The sequence below is a fragment of the Streptomyces sp. RLA123 genome (assembly GCF_056270165.1).
Genome location: NZ_JBWDOR010000003.1, coordinates 5,502,772 through 5,522,443, shown reverse-complemented (window position 1 = coordinate 5,522,443; position 19,672 = coordinate 5,502,772). Strand labels below are relative to the sequence as shown.

Here is a 19,672-nt window from a genome sequence, read left to right as displayed (position 1 = left end):
GGACGTAACGGACCGCCGGGATCGGAAGGCGGGTTCAGCCGCCGCCTGGCCCGGGGCGGCGCGGGGCGGCGCGGACGTGCATCCGCTCGCCCTGGCGGCCGAAGAGGCTGAGGATCTCGACGGGGTGATCGCCGGCGCTGCCGAACCAGTGCGGCCGGCGGGTGTCGAACTCGGCCCCCTCGCCGGCGCCGAGGACCACGTCGTGGTCGGCCAGGACGAGGCGCAGCCGCCCCGCCAGCGCGTAAAGCCACTCGTACCCCTCGTGCACCCGCGGGTCCGGCTCGTCCTGGGAGGCGGGGATGATCACCTTCCAGGCCTGCAGGGCACCGGGTCGGCCGGTCAGGGGGACGACGGTTCTGCCGTTGACCCGGCGCGGGGTCAGGCGCACACGGGGGTCGTCCGGCGCGGGGGCGCCGACCAGCTCGTCGAGCGGCACACGGTGTGCCCTGGCGATCGGCAGCAGCAGTTCCAGGCTCGGGCGGCGACCGCCGGTCTCCAGCCGGGACAGCGTGCTCTTCGAGATGCCCGTGGCCTCGGACAGTCCGGCCAGGGTGACACCCCGCCGGGTGCGCAGGCGCTTGAGCCGGGGGCCCACCTCGGCGAGGGTGTCGGCGATCGCGGGTGGCTGGTCCGCGACTCCATTCCACCGCGCCCGTCCCGGGAACGGCAATGCCGTTCGCCTTACAGCCGTTCAGTCCGTGAGCCGGGTGTCCAGCACCGTCTCCAGCCGCGCCTTCGGCTCCTTGCCCCGCGTCTGGTCCAGGCGCAGCCGCGCGCTGCGTCCCCGCAGGGTCAGCGTCATCAACTGGTTGCCGAACCAGGGGCCGCCGAGCTTGCGCCACGTCAGGGAGGTCGCGGGGGCGCGCCCGTGGCGGGTGAGGACACGGCCGAGGAGACGGGCGGGGCGGGTCCAGGCGAGCCGGAAGGCCACGCGCATGAAGCCGGGGATGGTGTTGTGCACCGGGGAGCAGGTCAGTTGGAGGACCCGCGACGGCAGCGGGGTGCCGGGCCGGTGGGCCTCCGCGGTGTAGGCGTGGTGGACGTCGCCGGACAGGACGCAGATGGTGGCGGGAGCGTCGGGGTGGTCGGCGGCGGCGGTGAGCATGCCGGCCAGGTCGTCGAAGGAGTTGGGGAACGCGGACCAGTGCTCCAGGTCACCGGCCTGGCGCAGCCGTTCGCCGCGGTGGCTCCAGCGGTGGCCGCGGTTGCCGCGGACGAGGGCGGAGCTCCAGACCTCGACGTCGTGCACGGCGTGCGGGAGCAGCCAGGGCAGCGACGTGCCGATGAGGAGGTGGTCGAACGCGCCGTCGGGACGGGTCTGCCGGCGCAGCCAGTCGAGTTCGCCCGGGTCGAGCATGGCACGGCGTTCCTCGGCGAGGACGCGGGCGGCACGGGAGTCGACCATGAGCAGCCGGGTGCGGCCGAGGTCGCGGCGGTAGCTCCAGCGGTTGTGCGCGGGGTCGGCGTCGGCGCGGGCGGCGAAGGCGCGCAGCACCTCGGTGCCGTCGTCCTCGGCCCGTATCGCGGCGAAAAGTTCGTCGCCCGCGAGTTCGGCGGGGCTGAGGTTGCCCAGGTGCTGGTGGACCCAGTACGAGGCGAGGCCGCCGACGATGCGCTCGTGCCACCACGCGGTGTCGCGCATGGCGGCGCGCCAGGTGTCGGAGGTGTTCCAGTCGTCGATGACGTCGTGGTCGTCGAAAATCATGCAGCTGGGCACGGTGGACAGCAGCCAGCGGATGTCGGGGTCGAGCCAGGACTCGTAGTAGAGGCGGGTGTACTCCTCGTAGTCGGCGACCTGGTCCCAGGGCGGTTCGCTCAGGTCGCGGCGCCGGGCGAGCCAGGCGCGGGTGGCCGCGGAGGTCTCGTCGGCGTAGATCTGGTCGCCGAGCAGGACGAGCAGCCCGGGGCGGGGCGCGGTGCCCCCGGCGATGTGGTGGGCGAGGGTGTCGAGCGCGTCCGGTCCGATCGGGTCGGGCTCGTCGGGCGGCGCGGCGGCCCAGCGGCAGGAGCCGAACGCGACGCGGAGTTCGCCGTCCTCATGCCGGCGGGGGTGTCGATGGTGCTGGGCGGATAGGAGGACCCGGGCAGCGGCCAGACCTCGCGGCCGTCGAGCAGGACCCGGTACGGGGTGCTGCCCCCGGGGCGCAGCCCGGTGACGGTGACGATGGCGTAGTGGTGCCCGGCGATCTGCCAGGTGCGCTCGCTGCCGGCGGAGCCGTCGTCGCAGCGGATCTCGGCGGTGGCGGGGCGGTCGGCCTCCAGCCAGACGGTCGCGGTGTCCTCGTCCACGTATCTGAGCAGCGGGCCCAGGCGCAGCTCTGCCATGCGGTCGGCCTCCCCTCCGTCGTCACTGGGTACCGACGTCGGAGGGAAGGCCTGAGTTCCCGGTCGCGGTCCCGGCGGCCGGGCGGTGGGGGGACGGCGGCCGGGCGCGGGGGTCAGCAGCCGCTGAGGACGCTGGTGAGCTTGTTCTTCTCGGCGGTGTCGACGGACAGGCCGTAGTAGTACTTCACCTGGACCCAGGCGCGGACGTAGGTGCAGGCGTAAGCGGTGCGCGACGGCATCCACGTGGCCGGGTCCTGGTCGCCCTTGGACTGGTTCACGTTGTCGGTGACGGCGATGAGCTGCGGGCGCGTGAGGTCGTTGGCGAAGGACTGGCGCCGGGCGGTGGTCCAGGCCGAGGCGCCGGAGTCCCAGGCCTCGGCGAGCGGCACGAGGTGGTCGATGTCGAGGTCGGAGGCGGCGGTCCAGGTGGCGCCGTCGTAGACCGAGTACCAGCTGCCGCTGGTGGCCGAGCAGGAGGAGTTGGTGACCACGCCGCTGCCGTCGCGCTTGAGGACGGTCTCGCGGGTGTCGCAGGCGCCGCTGATGGTGATCCAGTGCGGAAAGAGGTCGCGGTCGTAGCCGGCGCGGTTCTCGGTGGCGACCTTGAGCGAGGCCAGGTAGCCGCGGGCGGTGGCGGCGCTGACGGGCGTGGGGAGCGCGGCCTGGGCGGCGGGGCCGTTGAGGGTGCCGAGGGTGGCGAAGAGGCTGGTGAGAGCGGCGAGCAGGCCAACGTATCGACGCGCGTAGACATCGCGGCGCGTGAGGGCGAGACGTATCCGGGACATGGACAACTCCCTTGGATGTGGGGGTGTTCGGCCGGTGGAGCCGACGGCCATCCTTGTGTCGCGACGTTGCGTGGGGGCGTGCGACAGGTAACAGCCTGCCGACATGGACACGTCATGTCGAGGGGTGTGACGGGAGCGGGCTCCCCTCGCCCCTATGTGGTGTCGGTCACACCGACCGGCGGCCGGAGCCCGCGCGCCCCGCGCCCAACCCCCTCCCCGGACCCGCCCCTTGGCCCCGCACCCCCGCCGGGCCGCCCCGGAGGGCACCGCCCGGCAAGCGGTAGACTTGTGAGAGCAGAAGGGGAGTAGCTCCTCGCCGGACCGTCGACATACTGCCCGTCCGTCGCCCGTCCACCAGTCGGTGGAATGTGCTCAGGCACAACGGATGACGGCCAGGCCGGCGCCCGGAGCCCGGTACACGCGTCATCGTCGCCCGCAGGGCACGACGGCGGACCGGGCCAGCGAGACCTTCGGCCGCAGTGTCAGACACTGCCGTGCCGAAGCGACCCCTTTCACGGAGTTCCCGGTGCGGCCCGAACCCAGAGGAACAGTCCGTTGTTCAGCCTCACCGTCGCCGCCATCACCTTCGGCGTCATCTTCCTGGCCGAGTTGCCCGACAAGACCGCGCTGGCCGGCCTGATGCTCGGCACGCGCTACCGGGCCTCGTACGTCTTCTGCGGCGTGGCCGCCGCCTTCCTGGTCCACGTGGCACTGGCCATCGCCGCCGGCAGCGTGCTGACCCTGCTCCCCCACCGCTGGGTGCAGGGAGTGGTGGGCCTGCTCTTCCTCGCGGGCGCGGCCGTGCTGCTGTTCAAGAAGGACGACGGCGAGGAGGAGGTCAAGGCCCCGGCCGACCAGAGCTTCTGGAAGGTCTCGGGCGCCGGTTTCATGCTGATCCTGGTCGCCGAGTTCGGTGATCTCACGCAGATCATGACCGCCAACCTCGCCGCCCGCTACGACGACCCGGTCGCTGTCGGGCTCGGCGCCGTGCTGGGACTGTGGGCCGTCGGCGCGATCGGCATCCTGGGCGGCCGCACGCTCATGAAGCACATCCCCCTGCGGCTGATCACCAAGGTCGCGGCGGTCGTGATGCTGCTGCTGGCCGGCTTCAGCCTGTACGAGGCGTTCGCCGGCTGAGTCCCGCGCCGGGCCCCCGGCCCGGGGCCCGCACCGCGGGCGCGGGCCCCGGATCACCTCCCGGAGCGGTTCCGCGCCCCGGTCCCGGCGGCCGGGGCGGGGAGGGCGACACCGGTCAGACGCTCGGCCTCGGCCCACAGGCGGGTGTTGACCGCGGGGTCCTGAGCCCGGCGGGTGATGCGGGCCGGGGCCGTGGGACCGACCAGGCCCAGGCGCCGGCCCGGCCTGGTAGTAGCCGCCCGCGACCGCGTCGGGGCCGGTCGCCGCGTACAGCAGCGGCTCGGTCGGGCTCGACGCCCTGCGAGGGCAGCGCAGCGTTGAGGGCGCGGAGTACCGGTTCGGCCGGTGCGGTGTCCGGCATCCGGCGTCCGGCGTCCCAGACTCGCGCCTGCGGTCTGGAGGTTGGTGCGTGTGCAGCCGGGGTGGGCCGCGGTGCTCAGCAGGTGCCGGCCGCGCGCGGCCGCGACGCGGTCAGGCGGCCGGGCGGCCGAACTCGCTCAGCGCGTCCTCGACGATCGCCTCCAGGCGGGCGTGGTGGGCGCCGCGCCAGTACAGCCGCCGGCACGCCGTGCAGCGCGCGAAGACGTCGTAGGTGCGCCGGGTGCCCTGTTCCAGATGCTCCAGGACCGCGTGCTTGTCGGCGTCCTCCAGTTCCCCGTTGCAGGCGGTGCAGCGCGTCCAGGGCGCCAGTTCCGGGGCGAACCGGCTGAGCACGTCGCGCAGTTGCTCCTCGGGCTGGTCGCTGTAGACGTACGCGCCGGCCCACAGTTCGCGCCGCCGCAGCAGCCCGCGGTCCCGGGAGAGCAGCACGCGTCGCTCGGCGGCCGACCGCCGCGCGAGCGCCGGGTCCCCGATGTCCTCGCTCTCGTACGCGGCGTCGACGCCGAGCAGCCGCAGCCGCCGCGCCAGGGTGCCCAGATGCACGTCGAGCAGGAAGCGCAAGGGCGCGCCCGGCACCGCCTGGGGCCGGGCGACGGGGCAGACCTCCACATGCTCCCCCGCGCGCGGCACGTGCGAGAACGGCGTTTCGCGGCCGTCGACCACCAGGCTGCCCACCTCGGTGAGGGGCACGCCCAGCGACTCCACCACATGCCCGAGCGAGGACACCCCGTCGGTGACCACGCTGGTACGTCCTTCACGCCGTGGGGCCGCGGCGAAGAGCCGCAGCCCGGAGGCGAAACTGATCCCGATCTCCGGCCCGCTCACCCGGCCAGCATGTCACCGCGCCGCACGGATCACACGCAGGTTTTCCGGCCGCGTCTTCCGGGACGTCAGCCGATGCGCAGGACGAGGCCGCCCTCCGGGGCGGTCTCGACGCGCACCTGCTCCAGGGAGTCCACGTGCACGGTGGGCGCGTGCACGGCGGCACGCGGGCCGACGCCGACCACGCGCATGCCGGCGGCCTTGGCGGCGGCGATGCCGACCTCGGAGTCCTCGAAGACCACGCAGTCCTCCGGGCCGAAGCCGAGCTCCGCGGCGCCCTTGAGGAAGCCCTCGGGGTCCGGCTTGCTGGCGCCGACCCGCTCGGCGGTGATCATGACGTCGGGCAGCCGCAGCCCCGCCGCCCCCATGCGGGCGTGGGCCAGCGCGTCGTCCGCCGAGGTGACCAGGGCATGCGGGAGATCCCGCAGCGCGGCCATGAAGGCGGGGGCACCGGCGATCGGCACGACGCCGTCGACGTCGGCGGTCTCCTCGGCGAGCAGCCGCTTGTTGTCGGCGAGGTTCTCCGCCATGGGGCGCTCCGGGAGCAGCACGGCCATCGTGGCGTAGCCCTGACGGCCGTGGACCACCCGCATCACGGCGTCGCCCTCCAGGCCGTGCTCCGCGGCCCAGCGGCGCCAGCAGCGCTCCACGACCGCGTCGGAGTTCACCAGGGTCCCGTCCATGTCCAGCAGCAGCGCGCGGGCGGGGACTGTGGTGGACGACGGCATGAAGGCTCCCTCGGAAGAACAGGACAAGTGGCCCGCCCGCCGGTCAGGGGAAACGGGCGGAACCACTTTGTTTCTACACGATACAAAACCGTACGGGTATCGCGCCAGGGGGCCCCTCAGGTCAGGGCCGGCAGGACCGCGTCCGCCGACATCTCCCACAGCCGCGCGGCCGCCTCCGGGTCGAGGGCGTGCGCGGCGACCCCGCCGGACATGCCGGGCCGGTGCGGCAGCGCCTCGTTGCCGTCCTCGAAGTAGCGGCCGCCCATCCCGTCGAGCGCCGGCCAGGTCGCGACCAGCACGGACGTGGCCGCGCCCTGTTCGCGGCTCTTGAAGGTGTAACCCCCGTGCGCGACCGCGTTGTCCAGGGCCTCCTGGCTCAGATGGCGGCTCAGCCCCGTCTCCAGGATCGCGCCGGGGTGCACGGCGTTGACGGTGATGCCGTCGTCCGCCCAGCGCCGCTGCGCCTCGACGGCGAAGAGCACATTGGCCGTCTTGGAGCGGGCGTACGCGACGGACGGGTCGTACGCCTGCCGGAGGAAGTGCGGGTCCTCGAAGTCCACACCGGAGCGCAGATGCGCGACCGAACTCAGCGCGACCACCCGCGCACCGCCGGCCGCGGCGAGTGCCGTGTGGAGCCCGGTCGTCAGCGCGAAGTGGCCGTAGTGGTTGGTCGCGAACTGCAGCTCCCAGCCGGACCCCGTGCGGGTCTCGGGCGTCATCATCACGCCGGCGTTGTTGACCAGCAGGTGCAGCGGGCCCTGCCAGGCGGAGGTGAACTCCGCGACCGACGCGAGGTCGGCGAGGTCCAGCCGTACGACACGCACCCGGGCGTCGCCGGCCGACGCGCGGATGTCCTTCGCCGCCCGCTCGCCCGCCGCGGTGTCGCGGACCGCCAGCGTCACCTCCGCGCCGGCCCCGGCCAGCGCCCGGGCGGTCTCGGCCCCGATGCCGGAGGCCGCGCCCGTGACGACGGCGCGGCGGCCGGTCAGGTCGATGCCGGCGATCGCCTCGGCGGCGGTCGAACGGCCGTCGAAGGGCGTGGTGATACGGGGTGTCTCAGTCATGAGGGGGGTGCCTTTCCACGATGCGCGGGGGGCGTCCTTCGCGTCCCGGCCGCGCTCTCCAGGCAACCACCGGGGGCGGCCCGGGGGGCCGCGCAACGGGGTCCTGCCAGGCCCCCTCCGGGGTACCCGGACTTTCTCCCGCCCGCCCTCCCGTGCGCCCGGCGCGGTCAGGGCGCCGGGGCGCGCGTTTCGTGGGGTGCCGGGGCGCCCGGACTTCACAGGGCACACGGGCGGGAGGGCGGGGAAAAACCTAGACGCGGTCCACGGACTGCACCAGTCCGTACGTGAAGTGGGCGATCCGCGTCCCCCCGTCGAGGGGATCCGTGAACGCCAGCCGCCACCGCGTCGGCGCGTCGCCCTCGAGAGGCGTCGCGGGCGGGAAGGCGTGGGCCAGTTCGTCGACCGTGCAGGACCACGGCTCGATCTCCGCGGCCGTGGCGGGCCGCGGGCCCGCCTCGCCGGGGGCGCGCACCAGCCACTCGTTCCACACCGCGTTGCCGCCGGGCGCGCACAGGACCTCGAAGCGCAGCGTCGGCCAGAGCGGCACGGGCCACAGGGAGGCAGGGCAGAGCAGGTCGCCGACGCGGCGCTGGGCGACCGCTTCGGGCGGGCCCAGTACGGCACGGTAGCGCCGCTCCCCGCGCGGGAAGCCGCGTGCGTGGCCCCAGGCCTGCCAGCGGCGGTTGGCCTCCCGCATGTCGGTGCGGCTCACGCCGAGCGTGCGCAGCGCCTCCTCGACCAGCTCGGGCCGGTGGTCGGCCATCCGGCGCAGCAGCACGAGCTGGAAGCCCAGCAGTCCGAAGTCGTCGATCGCCACGGGAGAGATCCTGCCAGTCCCGCGCGCCGGGGCGCGCGGGGGGGGTCAGCCGGTCGCCTCCTCCAGGGCCTTGCGGGTGTTCGGGCCGTAGACGCCCTCGGGGTCGCCCTTGACGTTGTGGAAGTACTGGAAGCGGGAGACCGCGTGGCTCACGCCCTGGTCGTACTCGCCGTCGGCGTCGCGGTAGTACATGCCGGCCTGGCGGAGACGGTTCTGGAGCTCGACGACCGCGGGCCCGGTGTCGCCGGGCCGGAGCGTGGCGGGGACGGAGGGGGGCGTGCTGCTGGGCGGCTCGGGCTCCCCGCCGGTGGCCGAGGCGGACACGGAGGCGGAGGCCGGGGCGTCCGGCTGGGAGGGTGTCGCCGTGGCGCTGGGCTGGTACTCGGCGGCCGAGTTCAGCCCCTTGGTCGCGGCCAGGGTGGACGGCGTCTCGCTCGGAGGGGCGGACGCCGACGAGGTGGCCGCCGGGGTCGGCCGCGTGCTGGGCGGCAGTTCGAGAGCGGGTTCGGAGGCGCCGCGGTCCGGGGCGGCCTCGGTGCGGTCCGGAACCCGGGTCAGGTGCCCGGTGAGGAGGACGGCGCCGACGGCGAGGACGACCGCGGCGGCCGCGGCACCCGCGATCACCGCTGCCCGGCGTGACCCCGCGCCGCGGCGGTGGCCGGCCCGCCGTGCGGTACCGGCCGCGGTGGCGGCCTCTGCCGGTATGTACGGCTCCAGTTCACGCGAGGCCGTCGGCAGCGGCACGGGCAGCCGGTCGGAGGACGAGACCGTGCCGAGGTCGATGAAGTCGACGTCCTCCTCGGCGGCTTCGCGCAGCGCCGCGGGCAGGGGCCCCGGGTCCCCGCCTGGCTCGTCGGGGTCAGGCCCCGGAACGTACGGCCGCACGCGCAGCGACTCGTACTCGTGCTCGTCCTCCGGAGAACCCGGCCCCTGCGACGCCACCGGCGCCCCCTCCCGACGTCCTGACAGTCGCAGTGATTATGCAGACACGCCGCCGCACCCACGCAGCCGCCTCGGGCTTCGCCGGTCGTACAAAGTGCGCGAATGATGTGGAATGGGTGTGAATCTTTGTGAAAATGTAATGGGTACGCGGTGCCGGGCACCCGGTGCCCGAGCGGAGTGACATGGCGCAGGACGACACCGAGGACACTGAGGACACCGAAGCCCCCGGGGGACCGGCCGCGGCCGGTCCCGCCGAGATCACCGACAGGCGGGCGGTGCGCCTGGCCATCGGCGCTCTCGCCCTCGGCCTGCTGCTGGCCGCCCTGGACCAGACGATCGTGTCCACCGCGCTGCCGACCATCGTCAGCGACCTCGGCGGCCTGGACCACCTGTCCTGGGTGGTCACCGCCTACCTGCTGGCATCGACCGCGGCGACCCCCCTGTGGGGCAAGCTCGGTGACATGTACGGCCGGAAGAAGCTCTTCCAGGCCGTCATCGTGATCTTCCTGATCGGCTCGGCGCTGTGCGGCCTGTCCCGCAGCATGGGCGAGCTGATCACCTTCCGGGCGTTGCAGGGCCTGGGCGGCGGCGGCCTGATCGCGCTGTCGATGGCGATCGTCGGCGACATCGTGCCGCCCCGTGAACGCGGGCGCTACCAGGGCGTCTTCGGCGCGGTGTTCGGCGCCAGCAGTGTGCTCGGGCCGCTGCTCGGCGGGCTGTTCGTGGACACCCTCAGCTGGCGCTGGGTGTTCTACGTCAACCTGCCGATCGGGCTGGTCGCGCTCGCCGTGATCGCCGCCGTGCTGCACATCCCGGTCCGCCGCACCTCGCACCGCATCGACTACTGGGGCATGGCGGTGGTGGCGGCCGCGGCGACCTGCCTGGTGCTCGTGACCTCGCTCGGCGGCACCACCTGGGCCTGGGACTCGTGGCGGATCATCGGGCTCGCCGTGCTGGGTGTGCTGCTCGTCGCGGTGTTCGTGGCTGTCGAGCGGCGGGCGGAGGAACCGGTGCTGCCGCCGCGGCTGTTCCGGATCCGCACCTTCTGGCTCTGCTCGGTGATCTCCTTCGTCGTCGGCTTCGCCATGTTCGGCGCGCTGACCTTCCTGCCGACGTTCCTTCAGGTCGTCCACGGCTACTCGCCGACCTGGTCCGGCGTGCACATGATCCCGATGGTGATCGGCATGCTGGTGGCCTCCACCGGCTCCGGCCAGATCGTCTCGCGCACCGGGCGCTACAAGGTCTTCCCGATCGCCGGGACCGGCGTCACCATCGTCGGCCTGTTCCTGCTGCACCGGCTCGACGAGTACACCGAGGTCTGGGTGCTGAGCACCTTCCTGCTGGTGTTCGGCTTCGGGCTGGGCCTGGTGATGCAGGTGCTGATCCTCGCCGTGCAGAACGCCGTCGGCTACCAGGACCTGGGCACCGCCACCTCCGGCGCGACCTTCTTCCGTTCCATCGGCGCGTCGTTCGGCGTCTCCATCTTCGGAACGATCTTCACCACCAGCCTGGCCCGCGGGATCACCGCCGCGCTCTCCGGCCGCAGGCTGCCGCCCGGCTTCGATCCCGCGGTCGTGCAGGCCGATCCGCGCGGGGTCGCCGCGCTCCCGGCCGCCCTGCGTGGGCCGGTGCTGCACGCGTACTCCACCGCCATCACCGGGATCTTCCTGTGGGCGGTGCCGGTGTGCGCGGTCGCGTTCGTCCTGGCCTGGTTCCTCAAGGAGGAGCCGCTGCGGCGGTCCGTCACCGTGCCCGACGCCAGCGAGACCATCGGCACCAACCCCGTCAGCCGTTCCTCGCTCGACGAGATCGCCCGCTGCCTGAGCGTCCTCGGCGGCCGCCAGGCCGGCCGCGACCTGTACATCCGCATCACCCGGCTGGCCGGGCTCGACCTGCAACCCGCCTCCAGCTGGCTGCTGCTCTACCTGGCCCGTGCCCGCAGCGCCGACCCCGTGGACCTGGCCCGCCAGACGACCGTCCCGGCGGACGCCCTCGAGCGCGCCGCCCGGGAGGTCGAGGAGCGTGGACTGGCCGTGCGGGAGGGGAACCCGCTGGTGCTCACCGAACGCGGCCAAGAGGTCGCCGCGCTGCTGACGGAGGCACGCCGCAAGCTCCTCGCCGACCTGCTCGGCGACTGGGACCCCGAACGCCATGACGATCTGGCGGCCCTGCTCACCCGGCTGACCGGCGAACTGTGCGGCCAGGACCGGGACCGCCCCGGGCACGACCCGGGCCGGGCCGCATGACGACGCGTCGTCAGCGGTCCTCCGCGAAGGCGGCCAGCGCGGCGAAGTCCGGCTCGCGCAGGCCGGCCCGCGGATCGACGTGGTGCAGCAGGGCCGGCGCGGCGTGGTGCTCGGCGACGTAGGCCGTGTCCGCCGCGCTCTGCTCGTCGTCCACCCAGGCGAACGGGCGGCCGGCGGCGTGGGCCACCAGCGTCTGCGTCTTCCAGTGCACGAGGTCCGGCCGGTACGCGAACAGCACGTCGGTGAAGTCGACGTACGGCAGCCTCGGCAGCCCGAGCACCGGGCCGATCCAGGTGTTCGCCTCCGCCATCCAGGTGGTCGCCCACCACAGCTCGTACCCGAGCGCCAGCAGCGCGGGGCCGTGCGCCGGGTTGAGCCACACCCGCAGCGGCCCTGTCGCGAGGCCCACCGGCGGCACGCGCAGCGTGGTGTACCCGTCCGGCCGGCGGCCCGCCTTCGCCGCGTACGGGTTGAGCGGCCCGTCCACGTCCAGATACAGCAGGGGCCGGGCCGAGGACGCGCTCACCGGCGGGGCCGGGGTCCGGAGGCCGTCGCGCCGCCGTGGAACTTCTTGTGGATCCACAGGCGTTCCCCGCCGAGCGCCACCTTCGCGTAGGTGCCGCTCAGCGGCCCGACGCGGGTCCCGTCCGGCAGGCGCGCCACCACGCGCTTCGGCCGCGCCGGCCCGGACCCCCCGCAGGCGGGGACCAGCACCGCCCGGTCGGTCACCAGCACGACGCGCCGCGTCGTCACCAGGACCGCCGCGATCCCCGCGATCCCCCCGATCGGCAGCCACGGCAACGCGAGCCACGGCGCCTCGCCTGCGAGGCCGCGCGCCATGATCCCGAGCACGACCGCGCCCGCGCCCGCGCCCGCGAACATCCCCGTGACCCCCCACGGGGACAGCCCGCCCTGGGCCACGACCACCTGCCGGACGGACTCCCCCTGCTCCAGGAAGCCCCGCGACCGCTCCCGCGTCTTCTCCAGCACCCTCATCCCGGGCGCCCCTCCTCACGATCCCCACCCGTCCGGCACCGACCCGGCTCCGTGCGCCGGGCCCGGGTGGTTGTGCGGGGACCACCGCGGGCGCGGCGACGGCACCGGCCCCTCAGGGCTGCTTGGGGGCGGCCTGCTGGACGACCTCGAAGGACCACAGCGTCGAGCCGGTCGCCGCGGGCTGCGGGCGGCCCTCGCCGCCGCCCTGGTGGGCCTCGCGCATGGAGCCGGACATCCAGTTCTCGAAGTCCTCCTCACTGCGCCAGCGCGTGTAGACCAGGTACTGGTCGGTGCCCTCCAGGGGGCGCAGGAGCTCGAACCACTCGAAGCCGTCGGAGTTCTCCACGGCGCCCGCGCGGGCGGCGAAGCGCTTCTCCAGGACCTCGCGCTGCTCCGCCGGGACGGTGAGGGCGTTGATCTTCACGATGCTCATGCCCTCATCGTGCCAGCCGGAATTCGGGTGCCGGGGCCGGGGCGGGCGTGTCAGGCTGCGCAGCGGTCCCCGAATCGTCCGTACGAAGGAGAATGCCGTGTCCGAGACCGGTGCGCACGCCGTGTCCGCCCTGTTCCGCGACGGACGGCTGACCGTCGTCCCCCGTCGCGCGGCGCGCCGCGAGCAACTGCTGCGGCACCTGGCCGAGACGCTGTTCCGGCCCGGCCGCGACTACGACGAGACCGAGGTCAACGACGCGCTGCGCACGGTGCACGACGACTGCGCGGCCCTGCGGCGGTACCTGGTCGTCGACGGCCGGCTGGAGCGTTCCGCGGACGGCACGGTCTACCGCAGGATCCGCTAGAGCGCCCCGGCCCGTCAGCGAGCCGGCTCGGCCCGCGGCTGACGCGGCCGGGGCGGCCCGGCGAGCCAGACGCTCACCGCGATGATCCACAGACCGGCCAGGCACAGGCCGATGAAGCCGGCGAACGGGATGAACATCAGCACGCCGAGGACGAAGGCGATCCACCCCAGCCAGTGCGGCAGCGGCCCTGAGGAGCGGGCCGTGCTGAGCCCGGCCGCCAGCAGCATCACGCCCACCCCGGCGAGGAACGGCATGAACAGGTCGCCGCTGAGCACGTTGAGTGCCTGCAGCGCGCCGCCGCCGACCATCTGCTCGCCGGCGGCCTCGACGAGGCAGAGGGTGAGCCCGGCGCTGATCCAGAAGCCGAGGGCGGCGAGCGCGCCGCCGGCGAGGGCGACGTCGGGCAGCCAGCCGGAGCGGTCGGTCGTGGCGAGCGCGTGGCGCAGGCTCCCGGCGAAGAAGACCAGGAAGATCCCGGCGACCAGGAGCAGGTACAGGCCGACGCCCTGAGCGGTGTCGTGCCGGGTGTAGAAGAGGCGGACCGTGAAGCCGGAACTGCCGACGCCGGGAGTGTCCCCCTGGAGGGCGAAGGCGATGGCGGCGAGGATCACGGCCACCAGGCCGTTGAGCGGCCCGAATCGCATCCGGGGCCTCCGTCCGTGCATCCGTGCTGCTGCCGCCCCCGGCACCGGCGATGCCCGTAATGATGTTTGCACGGGTGCCAGGGCGTCGCCATCGGCGGACGGGGCCTCAGTGGGCCTCCGCGACCGCCGTCCGGTCGGGGGTGGCCGTGGCCTGGACGGGCAGGGTGACGGGCACCACGGGATGGGTGCGGCGCTCGCGCTGGAAGACGTACGCGGCGATCGAGCCGGAGCCGACGAGGGCCACGGCGGAGGTGGCGGTGCCGAGCCAGCCGGCGCCGAGCCACTGGCCGCCCGCGTAGCCGAGGCCGACGCTGTACGCGGCCCAGACCAGGCTCGCCAGGGCGGACCAGGGCAGGAATTCGCGGACCCTGCGGTGCGAGGCACCGGCGGTGAGGCTGACCACCGAACGGCCGGCCGGCGCGAAGCGGGCCAGCACGACGAGCGTGCCGCCGCCGCGGGCCAGGACCGCGCCGAGGACCTCCTGGGCGGTGGACAGCCGGCGGGAGTTGGCGACCCGGTGGTCGAGCCAGTCGCCGCCGCGCCAGGCCAGCCGGTACGCGGCCAGATCGCCCAGGGTGGAGGCGGTGGCGGCGCACAGCAGCAGGACGATCACGCCGAGGATGCCGTTGGTGCCTCCGGCGGCGGTACCGGCGGTGGCGGCCGAGATGAGCAGCACACCGCTGGGCATCACCGGCACGAAGACATCGAGCACGATGGACGCGGCGACCAGGGCGTAGATCCACGGTGAGTCGAACAGCGAGCCCGCTCCGGTCAGCACCGCGTTCTCCTCTCTCCCTCTGGTGCGCGGCGCCCTCCGGGGTGTGTGGCGGTATCGCGCAGAAGCGGTTCTTCTGCGACCCGCCCTCAGCCGTACAGCGTACGCCAGAGACGCTCCGAGGATCCCCCCGGGGGCGCGTGACGTTTTCCTCATCATCGATGGCGGGGTTGGGGAATAGCACGCGAATTACCGGGGAGTCAGCTTGATCACCCTGGGATCTCCCCGTTTCGCGGGCCTGCCGCGAGGCCCTGACCTCAACCGATGCTCCGCCGCCCGGTGCGGCCCCGTCCGCGGTCGCGATGTGGCGGCCCGAGGGCTGAAGGACGACCGGAAGCCCACAGATCTACCCAAGTCACTCATTCCGGATTCTCATCCATTCGAGTGAGTGCAGTCCGCTCTGTCCACTGGGTAGCTTCCGTGAGGACAGCGGCCGAGGGCAGGGGGGCTTCCACAGAGAACGTCGTTTCACGGTGAATTGTTTGCATTAACCACGCATTTGAGCGCGTGGGCCATGAGGCCGCAAGGGAAGGACCATTCATGACGGTTGAGCCGGGTGTCGCGTCGGAGTCGGCGACAGGGAACGACCAGTCTCAGCAGAGTCTGAGCACCGCTGCGGCGCGGAATTTGGCGACGACCACCAAATCCGCGCCGCAGATGCAGGGAATCACCTCGCGCTGGCTGCTGAAGGTACTGCCGTGGGTCCAGGCGGCGGGCGGCGCGTACCGGGTCAACCGGCGGCTGAGCTACTCGGTGGGTGACGGGCGCGTCGACTTCGTCCAGACCGGCCCCCAGGTGCGGGTGATCCCCGCGGAGCTCGGCGAACTGCCCCTGCTGCGCGGATTCGACGACGGCGCCGTGCTCGCGGCGCTGGCCGGTCAGTTCGAGCAACGGGAGTTCGCGCCCGGGGAAGTGATCGTCTCCGCCGGGCAGCCGGCCGACCACGTCTTCCTGGTCGCCCACGGAAAGATCAACAAGCTGGCCCCCACCAAGTGGGACGGCCAGGGCGTGGTCGGCACCATCGCCGACGGCGACCACTTCGGCTCCGAGGGGCTGGCCGGCGCCGACGCCACCTGGGACTACACCGCCAAGGCCGCCACCACCGTGACCGCACTCGCGCTGCCGCGCCAGGCCTTCCAGGCCCTGATGCAGCAGTCCGACGGACTGCGCGAGCACGTCGCCGGCTTTGTCAGCGGCACCCAGCAGGCACAGAACAAGTACGGCGAGAAGGCGATCGCCCTCGCCTCCGGCCACATCGGCGAGCACGAACTGCCCGGCACGTTCGTGGACTACGAACTCTCACCGCGCGAGTACGAGCTGAGCGTCGCGCAGACCGTGCTGCGGGTGCACAGTCGCGTCGCCGACCTGTACAACCAGCCCTACAACCAGGTCGAGCAGCAGTTGAAGCTCACCATCGAGGCGCTGCGCGAGCGCCAGGAGCACGAGCTGATCAACAACCGCGAGTTCGGGCTGCTGAACAACGCCGACTACCGGCAGCGCATCACCACCCACGCCGGCGCTCCCACCCCGGACGACCTCGACGAGCTCATCAGCCGCCGCCGCGGCGCCCAGTACCTGCTGGCGCACCCGCGCGCCATCTCCGCCATCGGCCGCGAGTTCAACAGCCGCGGCCTCGTGCCGCACACCGTCGATCTGCACGGCAACCATGTGCCCTCCTGGCGCGGCCTGCCGATCCTGCCGTGCAACAAGATCCCGATCACGAAGGAGAACACCACCTCGATCCTGGTGCTGCGCACCGGCGAGGACAACCAGGGCGTGATCGGCCTGCACCAGACGGGACTTCCGGACGAGTACGAGCCGGGGCTGTCCGTCCGCTTCATGGGCATCGACGAGAAGGCGATCATCTCCTACCTCGTCAGCGCCTACTACTCGGCGGCCGTCCTGGTCCCCGACGCCCTCGGCGTCCTGGAGAACGTCGAGATCGCCCGCCGCGGGGAGTAGGCGGCACCGGCCCACCCGCCCTGCCGGCGTCCGGGGACCGCGCGACCGCGGTCCCCGGGAGCGGCGGCGCGTGCTCGCGGCGGACGGTGGCCCCACGCGGCCCACCGTCCGCCGCGCGCACGGCCGTTGGCCCCCGCGCCGGGCGGGGGTTTGCCCCACCCCGCATCCGGTGGGCGGCCTGATTCCGGCTCCGCGGCGCTCTCCGTACCGTTTTTGACATGACGAAACGCAACGGCACCCTCAGGACCCTGACCGCCGCCGCCGGCGCGGTGGCACTCGCCATGACGGCCTCCGCCTGCGCGGACGCCTCCGACGACACCCGGCCAGAAAAGCGCGACTTCGCGCTCTCCGGCAGCCGGCTGACCATCGACGCCGCGGACAGCGCGGTCGTGGTCAGGCCCGCCGACGTCAAAAACATCGAGGTCACCCGCTGGTTCGACGGCTGGTCCGTGCTCGGCGACACCCCGAAGGCCACCTGGTCGATGGACGGCCACACCCTCAAGTTCCGGGCCGACTGCCGGGGCGTGATGGACAACTGCTCCGCCCGGCACGAGGTACTGGTGCCGCGCGGTGTGACCGTCACGGTGACCAACGGGGACGGCCGCGTGGAGGCCAGTGGTTTCAGCACCCCGCTCACGCTCAGCACCAAGGACGGCTCGGTCCGGGTCAGCGACGTGACCGGCCCCCTGGAGCTGTCCAGCGGCGACGGGCGGATCGAGGCGACGGGCCTGGGCTCCCGCCGGGTCACCGCGCACACCTCGGACGGTTCGCTGACGCTGGCGTTCGTGCGGGCCCCCGACAGCGTCGAGGCCGCCAGCGGCGACGGCGCGGTCCGGGTGTCCCTCCCCAAGCAGACCTACCGGGTCAGCGCCGGCTCCGGTGACGGGCACGTCCGTGTCGCCGTGCCGCGCGACGACAGCAGCCCCCGCAAGGTCACGATCCGGACCTCCGACGGTTCGGTGAACGTCGTCGAGGCACCCGCCGGCTGACGCAACCGACCGGCCCGTGTATTCGTCCCTGCCGGGTGGGAGACTGGAGCGGACAACCACCGGCGGCGGACCTGCGGGAGAGGGCGACTGTGACGACGGCACGCTCGTGGTGGCGGCGCGGGGACAATCTGCGCGCCGACGCCCAGGCCGCGAAGGACGCCGCCGCGCAGGCTTTCTACGAGCTCGACACCGCTCAGCGCGACCTCGTGATCTCCATAGAGACGGTCACCGCCGTCGACGACACCCCGGCCGCCCGGCGCGCCGTGGCGGACTTCCGCGCGCTGGGCGAACGCATCGACGAGGTCAGCGCCGGCTACATCGCGGCCGTCGACGCCTACGACCTGGACCACGACGAGCTGGACGCCTCGACCGCGGCCCGTGCCCGCACGGAGCTGACCCGCGCCAAGGACGAGCTGACCCGCGCCAGGACGGACCTCGACACCTTCGCCCGCAACCTGACGCCGCTGCTGGAGAAGGCCGAGACCCAGCTCGCCCGCCTCGCCCCGGCGGTCGAGCGCGCCCGGCAGGCCCTGCTGGCCGCCTCCAACGCCCTGGACGCGGTACGCGCGTCCGGGCTGCGCGCGGACGACCTGGCCGCCCGGCTCGCCGCGCTCGGCCCGGAACTGACCAAACTCAACCAGGGCGCCGGCCGGCACGGCGTCCAGGAGACGATCCGCCGCGCCGACGAGGTCCTGCGTACCGCGGAGGGCATCCGCGCCGAGGCCGAACGGCTCCCCGAGCGGGCCCGCGAGATCGACAAGCGCCTTGTCTCGCTGCGCACCCGTACACAGGCGCTGGCCACCCGCAGCGAGGGCGTCACACCGGTCCTCAGCGAGCTGCGGCGGCGATTCTCCATGGCCTGCTGGGAGGACCTCCAGCAGGTCCCACAGCGGGCCGCCGAGGCCGTCGGGCACGCCGAGCAGAAACTCGTGGAGGCCGCGAAGGCCCGCGAGGAGCAGCGCTGGCCGGACGCCACGGCGCTCCTGGCGACCGTGCGGGCGCAGCTCGACAACGCCGACAGCGCCGTCTCCGCCGCCGGGGACCGGCTGCGCCGGCTCAACGAGGTCAGCAAGGACCCCCAGGGCGAGATCGAGCGCACCCGCTTCGCCCTCCGCGACGCCCAGCGCCTGGCCATGCAGGGGCGCACGACCCCGGAAGCGCGTCACGCGCGCCCTCTCGACGACGCCGTCGCCCGCCTCGACCGCGCGGTCGCCGCTCTGGAGGGCCGCCACCCGGACTGGTGGCACTTCCTCCAGGAACTGGCGGCCGTACGCGATGCCGCCGCGCAGGTCGTCACCGCCATCCGCGAGGACCGCGCCGCCGGCCGCGGCTGACGCGAAGCGTCAGCCGCAGCAACCGCCGCCGCAGCAACCACCGCCGCCGGACGGGCCGGTGGCGGCTCCCGCGGCGGAGGCGGTACCGCCGACCGCGACGGCCGACAGGAGCTTGACGGTGTCGTCGTGCCCGGACGGGCACTGCGCCGGGGAGGAGGACTCGGCCATGGGCCGGTTCAGCTCGAAGGTGGTGCCGCAGGACCGGCAGCGGTATTCGTATCGGGGCATGAGCACAGGTTAGCCAGAGCTCACCGCTTGCGCGCCAAGGTCAGCCCGTCGGCGACCGTCAGCAGCAGGGCCTCGACGCGCGGGTCGGCCGCGACGTGGTCGTTGAACGCCCGGATGGCCGCGGCGGCGCCGACCGCGATGGGGTCGGCCACCTGGCCGTGGAAGAGGGTGTTGTCGGCCGCGATGACCCCGCCCGGCCGCATGCGGGGCACGAGCTCCTCCCAGTAGGCGACGTAGTTCTCCTTGTCGGCGTCCAGGTAGACCAGGTCGATCGCGGGCTCCTCGGGCAGCGCCCGGAGCGTGTCGAGGGCGGGCGCGATCCGCAGGTCGATGCGGTCCTCCACCCCCGCCTTGGCCCACGCCTCGCGGGCGACGGCCGTCCACTCCTCGGAGATGTCGCAGGCGAGCAGGCGTCCCCCTGCGGGCAGTGCCTGCGCCATGGACAGGGCCGAGAAGCCGGTGAAGGTACCGACCTCGACGATGTTCCGGGCGCCCAGGAGACAGACCAGGAAGGCCAGCAGCGGCCCCTGTTCCTGCGCGGACTGCATGCCCGCCGCGCCGCCGAAGCGCTGGTGGGTGACCTCGACCAGCTCGCGCTGGACGGGGTCCAGGGGCGGGTTGTGGTCCAGCACGTAGGCGTAGAGCTCGGGGGTGAGAGGGGGGTTCTTGGTCTCGTTCACGACTGCTCCTCTTAAGGTGG

The 19,672-nt window shown here is 73.4% G+C and carries 20 protein-coding genes and 1 pseudogene; 6 read left to right on the top strand and 15 right to left on the bottom strand.

What is annotated here, in order from left to right; genetic code table 11:
* Positions 1 to 34 precede the first annotated feature (34 nt).
* From RV983_RS25205 to RV983_RS25195, 3 genes and pseudogenes are all read right to left on the bottom strand, one after another.
* Positions 35 to 670, bottom strand: a complete 636-nt coding sequence (locus RV983_RS25205) for a helix-turn-helix domain-containing protein (protein WP_475988003.1) — start codon at positions 668 to 670, stop codon at positions 35 to 37.
* Between the two features lie 21 nt (positions 671 to 691).
* A pseudogene (locus tag RV983_RS25200) lies at positions 692 to 2,325 on the bottom strand (alkaline phosphatase D family protein).
* A 113-nt stretch (positions 2,326 to 2,438) separates the two neighbouring features.
* Positions 2,439 to 3,110 carry an HNH endonuclease family protein gene (locus RV983_RS25195; protein WP_475988002.1) on the bottom strand — a complete coding sequence of 224 codons (672 nt, stop codon included), beginning with the start codon at positions 3,108 to 3,110 and terminating at the stop codon, positions 2,439 to 2,441.
* Positions 3,111 to 3,665: 555 nt separating this feature from the next.
* Between RV983_RS25195 and RV983_RS25190 the strand changes: the two genes are divergently transcribed.
* Positions 3,666 to 4,247 carry a TMEM165/GDT1 family protein gene (locus RV983_RS25190; RefSeq protein ID WP_475988001.1) on the top strand — a complete coding sequence of 194 codons (582 nt, stop codon included), beginning with the start codon at positions 3,666 to 3,668 and terminating at the stop codon, positions 4,245 to 4,247.
* Between the two features lie 471 nt (positions 4,248 to 4,718).
* On the opposite strand, the gene RV983_RS25185 is transcribed toward RV983_RS25190, so the two are convergent.
* The 5 genes from RV983_RS25185 to RV983_RS25165 all read right to left on the bottom strand — a co-directional run bounded on the left by RV983_RS25185 (position 4,719) and on the right by RV983_RS25165 (position 9,001).
* Complete coding sequence (locus RV983_RS25185) at positions 4,719 to 5,453, bottom strand: Mut7-C RNAse domain-containing protein (RefSeq protein ID WP_475988000.1); 735 nt, start codon at positions 5,451 to 5,453, stop codon at positions 4,719 to 4,721.
* Between the two features lie 65 nt (positions 5,454 to 5,518).
* Complete coding sequence (locus RV983_RS25180) at positions 5,519 to 6,178, bottom strand: HAD-IA family hydrolase (protein ID WP_475987999.1); 660 nt, start codon at positions 6,176 to 6,178, stop codon at positions 5,519 to 5,521.
* A 116-nt stretch (positions 6,179 to 6,294) separates the two neighbouring features.
* Positions 6,295 to 7,242, bottom strand: coding sequence for an SDR family NAD(P)-dependent oxidoreductase (locus RV983_RS25175; protein ID WP_475987998.1), 948 nt, complete (start codon positions 7,240 to 7,242; stop codon positions 6,295 to 6,297).
* Positions 7,243 to 7,492: 250 nt separating this feature from the next.
* The gene (locus tag RV983_RS25170) at positions 7,493 to 8,005 is read right to left on the bottom strand and encodes a hypothetical protein (protein ID WP_475990448.1); all 513 of its coding nucleotides are present in this window, start codon (positions 8,003 to 8,005) and stop codon (positions 7,493 to 7,495) included.
* Between the two features lie 99 nt (positions 8,006 to 8,104).
* Positions 8,105 to 9,001: a peptidoglycan-binding domain-containing protein gene (locus RV983_RS25165; RefSeq protein ID WP_475987997.1), complete on the bottom strand. Its 897-nt coding sequence runs from the start codon at positions 8,999 to 9,001 to the stop codon at positions 8,105 to 8,107.
* Positions 9,002 to 9,183: 182 nt separating this feature from the next.
* On the opposite strand from RV983_RS25165, the gene RV983_RS25160 reads away from it, so the two are divergent.
* Positions 9,184 to 11,247, top strand: a complete 2,064-nt coding sequence (locus RV983_RS25160; protein WP_475987996.1) for an MFS transporter — start codon at positions 9,184 to 9,186, stop codon at positions 11,245 to 11,247.
* Between the two features lie 10 nt (positions 11,248 to 11,257).
* Here RV983_RS25160 and RV983_RS25155 read toward each other — a convergent pair whose 3' ends face one another.
* The 3 genes from RV983_RS25155 to RV983_RS25145 form a co-directional block, all read right to left on the bottom strand.
* On the bottom strand, positions 11,258 to 11,773 hold the full coding sequence (locus RV983_RS25155) for an HAD domain-containing protein (protein ID WP_475987995.1): 516 nt from the start codon (positions 11,771 to 11,773) through the stop codon (positions 11,258 to 11,260).
* Positions 11,770 to 12,243, bottom strand: a complete 474-nt coding sequence (locus RV983_RS25150) for a hypothetical protein (RefSeq protein WP_475987994.1) — start codon at positions 12,241 to 12,243, stop codon at positions 11,770 to 11,772. Before RV983_RS25150 ends, RV983_RS25155 begins: the two co-directional genes overlap by 4 nt.
* A 112-nt stretch (positions 12,244 to 12,355) precedes the next feature.
* Complete coding sequence (locus tag RV983_RS25145) at positions 12,356 to 12,676, bottom strand: antibiotic biosynthesis monooxygenase family protein (RefSeq protein WP_475987993.1); 321 nt, start codon at positions 12,674 to 12,676, stop codon at positions 12,356 to 12,358.
* A gap of 97 nt (positions 12,677 to 12,773) precedes the next feature.
* On the opposite strand from RV983_RS25145, the gene RV983_RS25140 reads away from it, so the two are divergent.
* Positions 12,774 to 13,040: a DUF2087 domain-containing protein gene (locus RV983_RS25140; protein ID WP_475987992.1), complete on the top strand. Its 267-nt coding sequence runs from the start codon at positions 12,774 to 12,776 to the stop codon at positions 13,038 to 13,040.
* Positions 13,041 to 13,054: 14 nt separating this feature from the next.
* Here RV983_RS25140 and RV983_RS25135 read toward each other — a convergent pair whose 3' ends face one another.
* Together RV983_RS25135 and RV983_RS25130 are read right to left on the bottom strand one after the other, a co-directional pair.
* Entirely contained in the window at positions 13,055 to 13,684 is a 630-nt protein-coding gene (locus RV983_RS25135; RefSeq protein ID WP_475987991.1) for a hypothetical protein, read from the bottom strand.
* 106 nt (positions 13,685 to 13,790) lie between these two features.
* Positions 13,791 to 14,462, bottom strand: a complete 672-nt coding sequence (locus RV983_RS25130; protein ID WP_475987990.1) for a DedA family protein — start codon at positions 14,460 to 14,462, stop codon at positions 13,791 to 13,793.
* A 537-nt stretch (positions 14,463 to 14,999) separates the two neighbouring features.
* Here RV983_RS25130 and RV983_RS25125 point away from each other — a divergent pair.
* The 3 genes from RV983_RS25125 (at position 15,000) to RV983_RS25115 (ending at position 18,744) form a co-directional block, all read left to right on the top strand.
* The gene (locus RV983_RS25125; RefSeq protein ID WP_475987989.1) at positions 15,000 to 16,421 is read left to right on the top strand and encodes a family 2B encapsulin nanocompartment shell protein; all 1,422 of its coding nucleotides are present in this window, start codon (positions 15,000 to 15,002) and stop codon (positions 16,419 to 16,421) included.
* A gap of 218 nt (positions 16,422 to 16,639) precedes the next feature.
* Positions 16,640 to 17,410: a DUF4097 family beta strand repeat-containing protein gene (locus RV983_RS25120; protein ID WP_475987988.1), complete on the top strand. Its 771-nt coding sequence runs from the start codon at positions 16,640 to 16,642 to the stop codon at positions 17,408 to 17,410.
* A gap of 89 nt (positions 17,411 to 17,499) precedes the next feature.
* The gene (locus RV983_RS25115; protein WP_475987987.1) at positions 17,500 to 18,744 is read left to right on the top strand and encodes a hypothetical protein; all 1,245 of its coding nucleotides are present in this window, start codon (positions 17,500 to 17,502) and stop codon (positions 18,742 to 18,744) included.
* Positions 18,745 to 18,753: 9 nt separating this feature from the next.
* On the opposite strand, the gene RV983_RS25110 is transcribed toward RV983_RS25115, so the two are convergent.
* Complete coding sequence (locus RV983_RS25110) at positions 18,754 to 18,972, bottom strand: FmdB family zinc ribbon protein (RefSeq protein ID WP_319662584.1); 219 nt, start codon at positions 18,970 to 18,972, stop codon at positions 18,754 to 18,756.
* A gap of 20 nt (positions 18,973 to 18,992) precedes the next feature.
* Positions 18,993 to 19,652, bottom strand: a complete 660-nt coding sequence (locus RV983_RS25105; RefSeq protein ID WP_475987986.1) for an O-methyltransferase — start codon at positions 19,650 to 19,652, stop codon at positions 18,993 to 18,995.
* Positions 19,653 to 19,672: the final 20 nt, after the last annotated feature.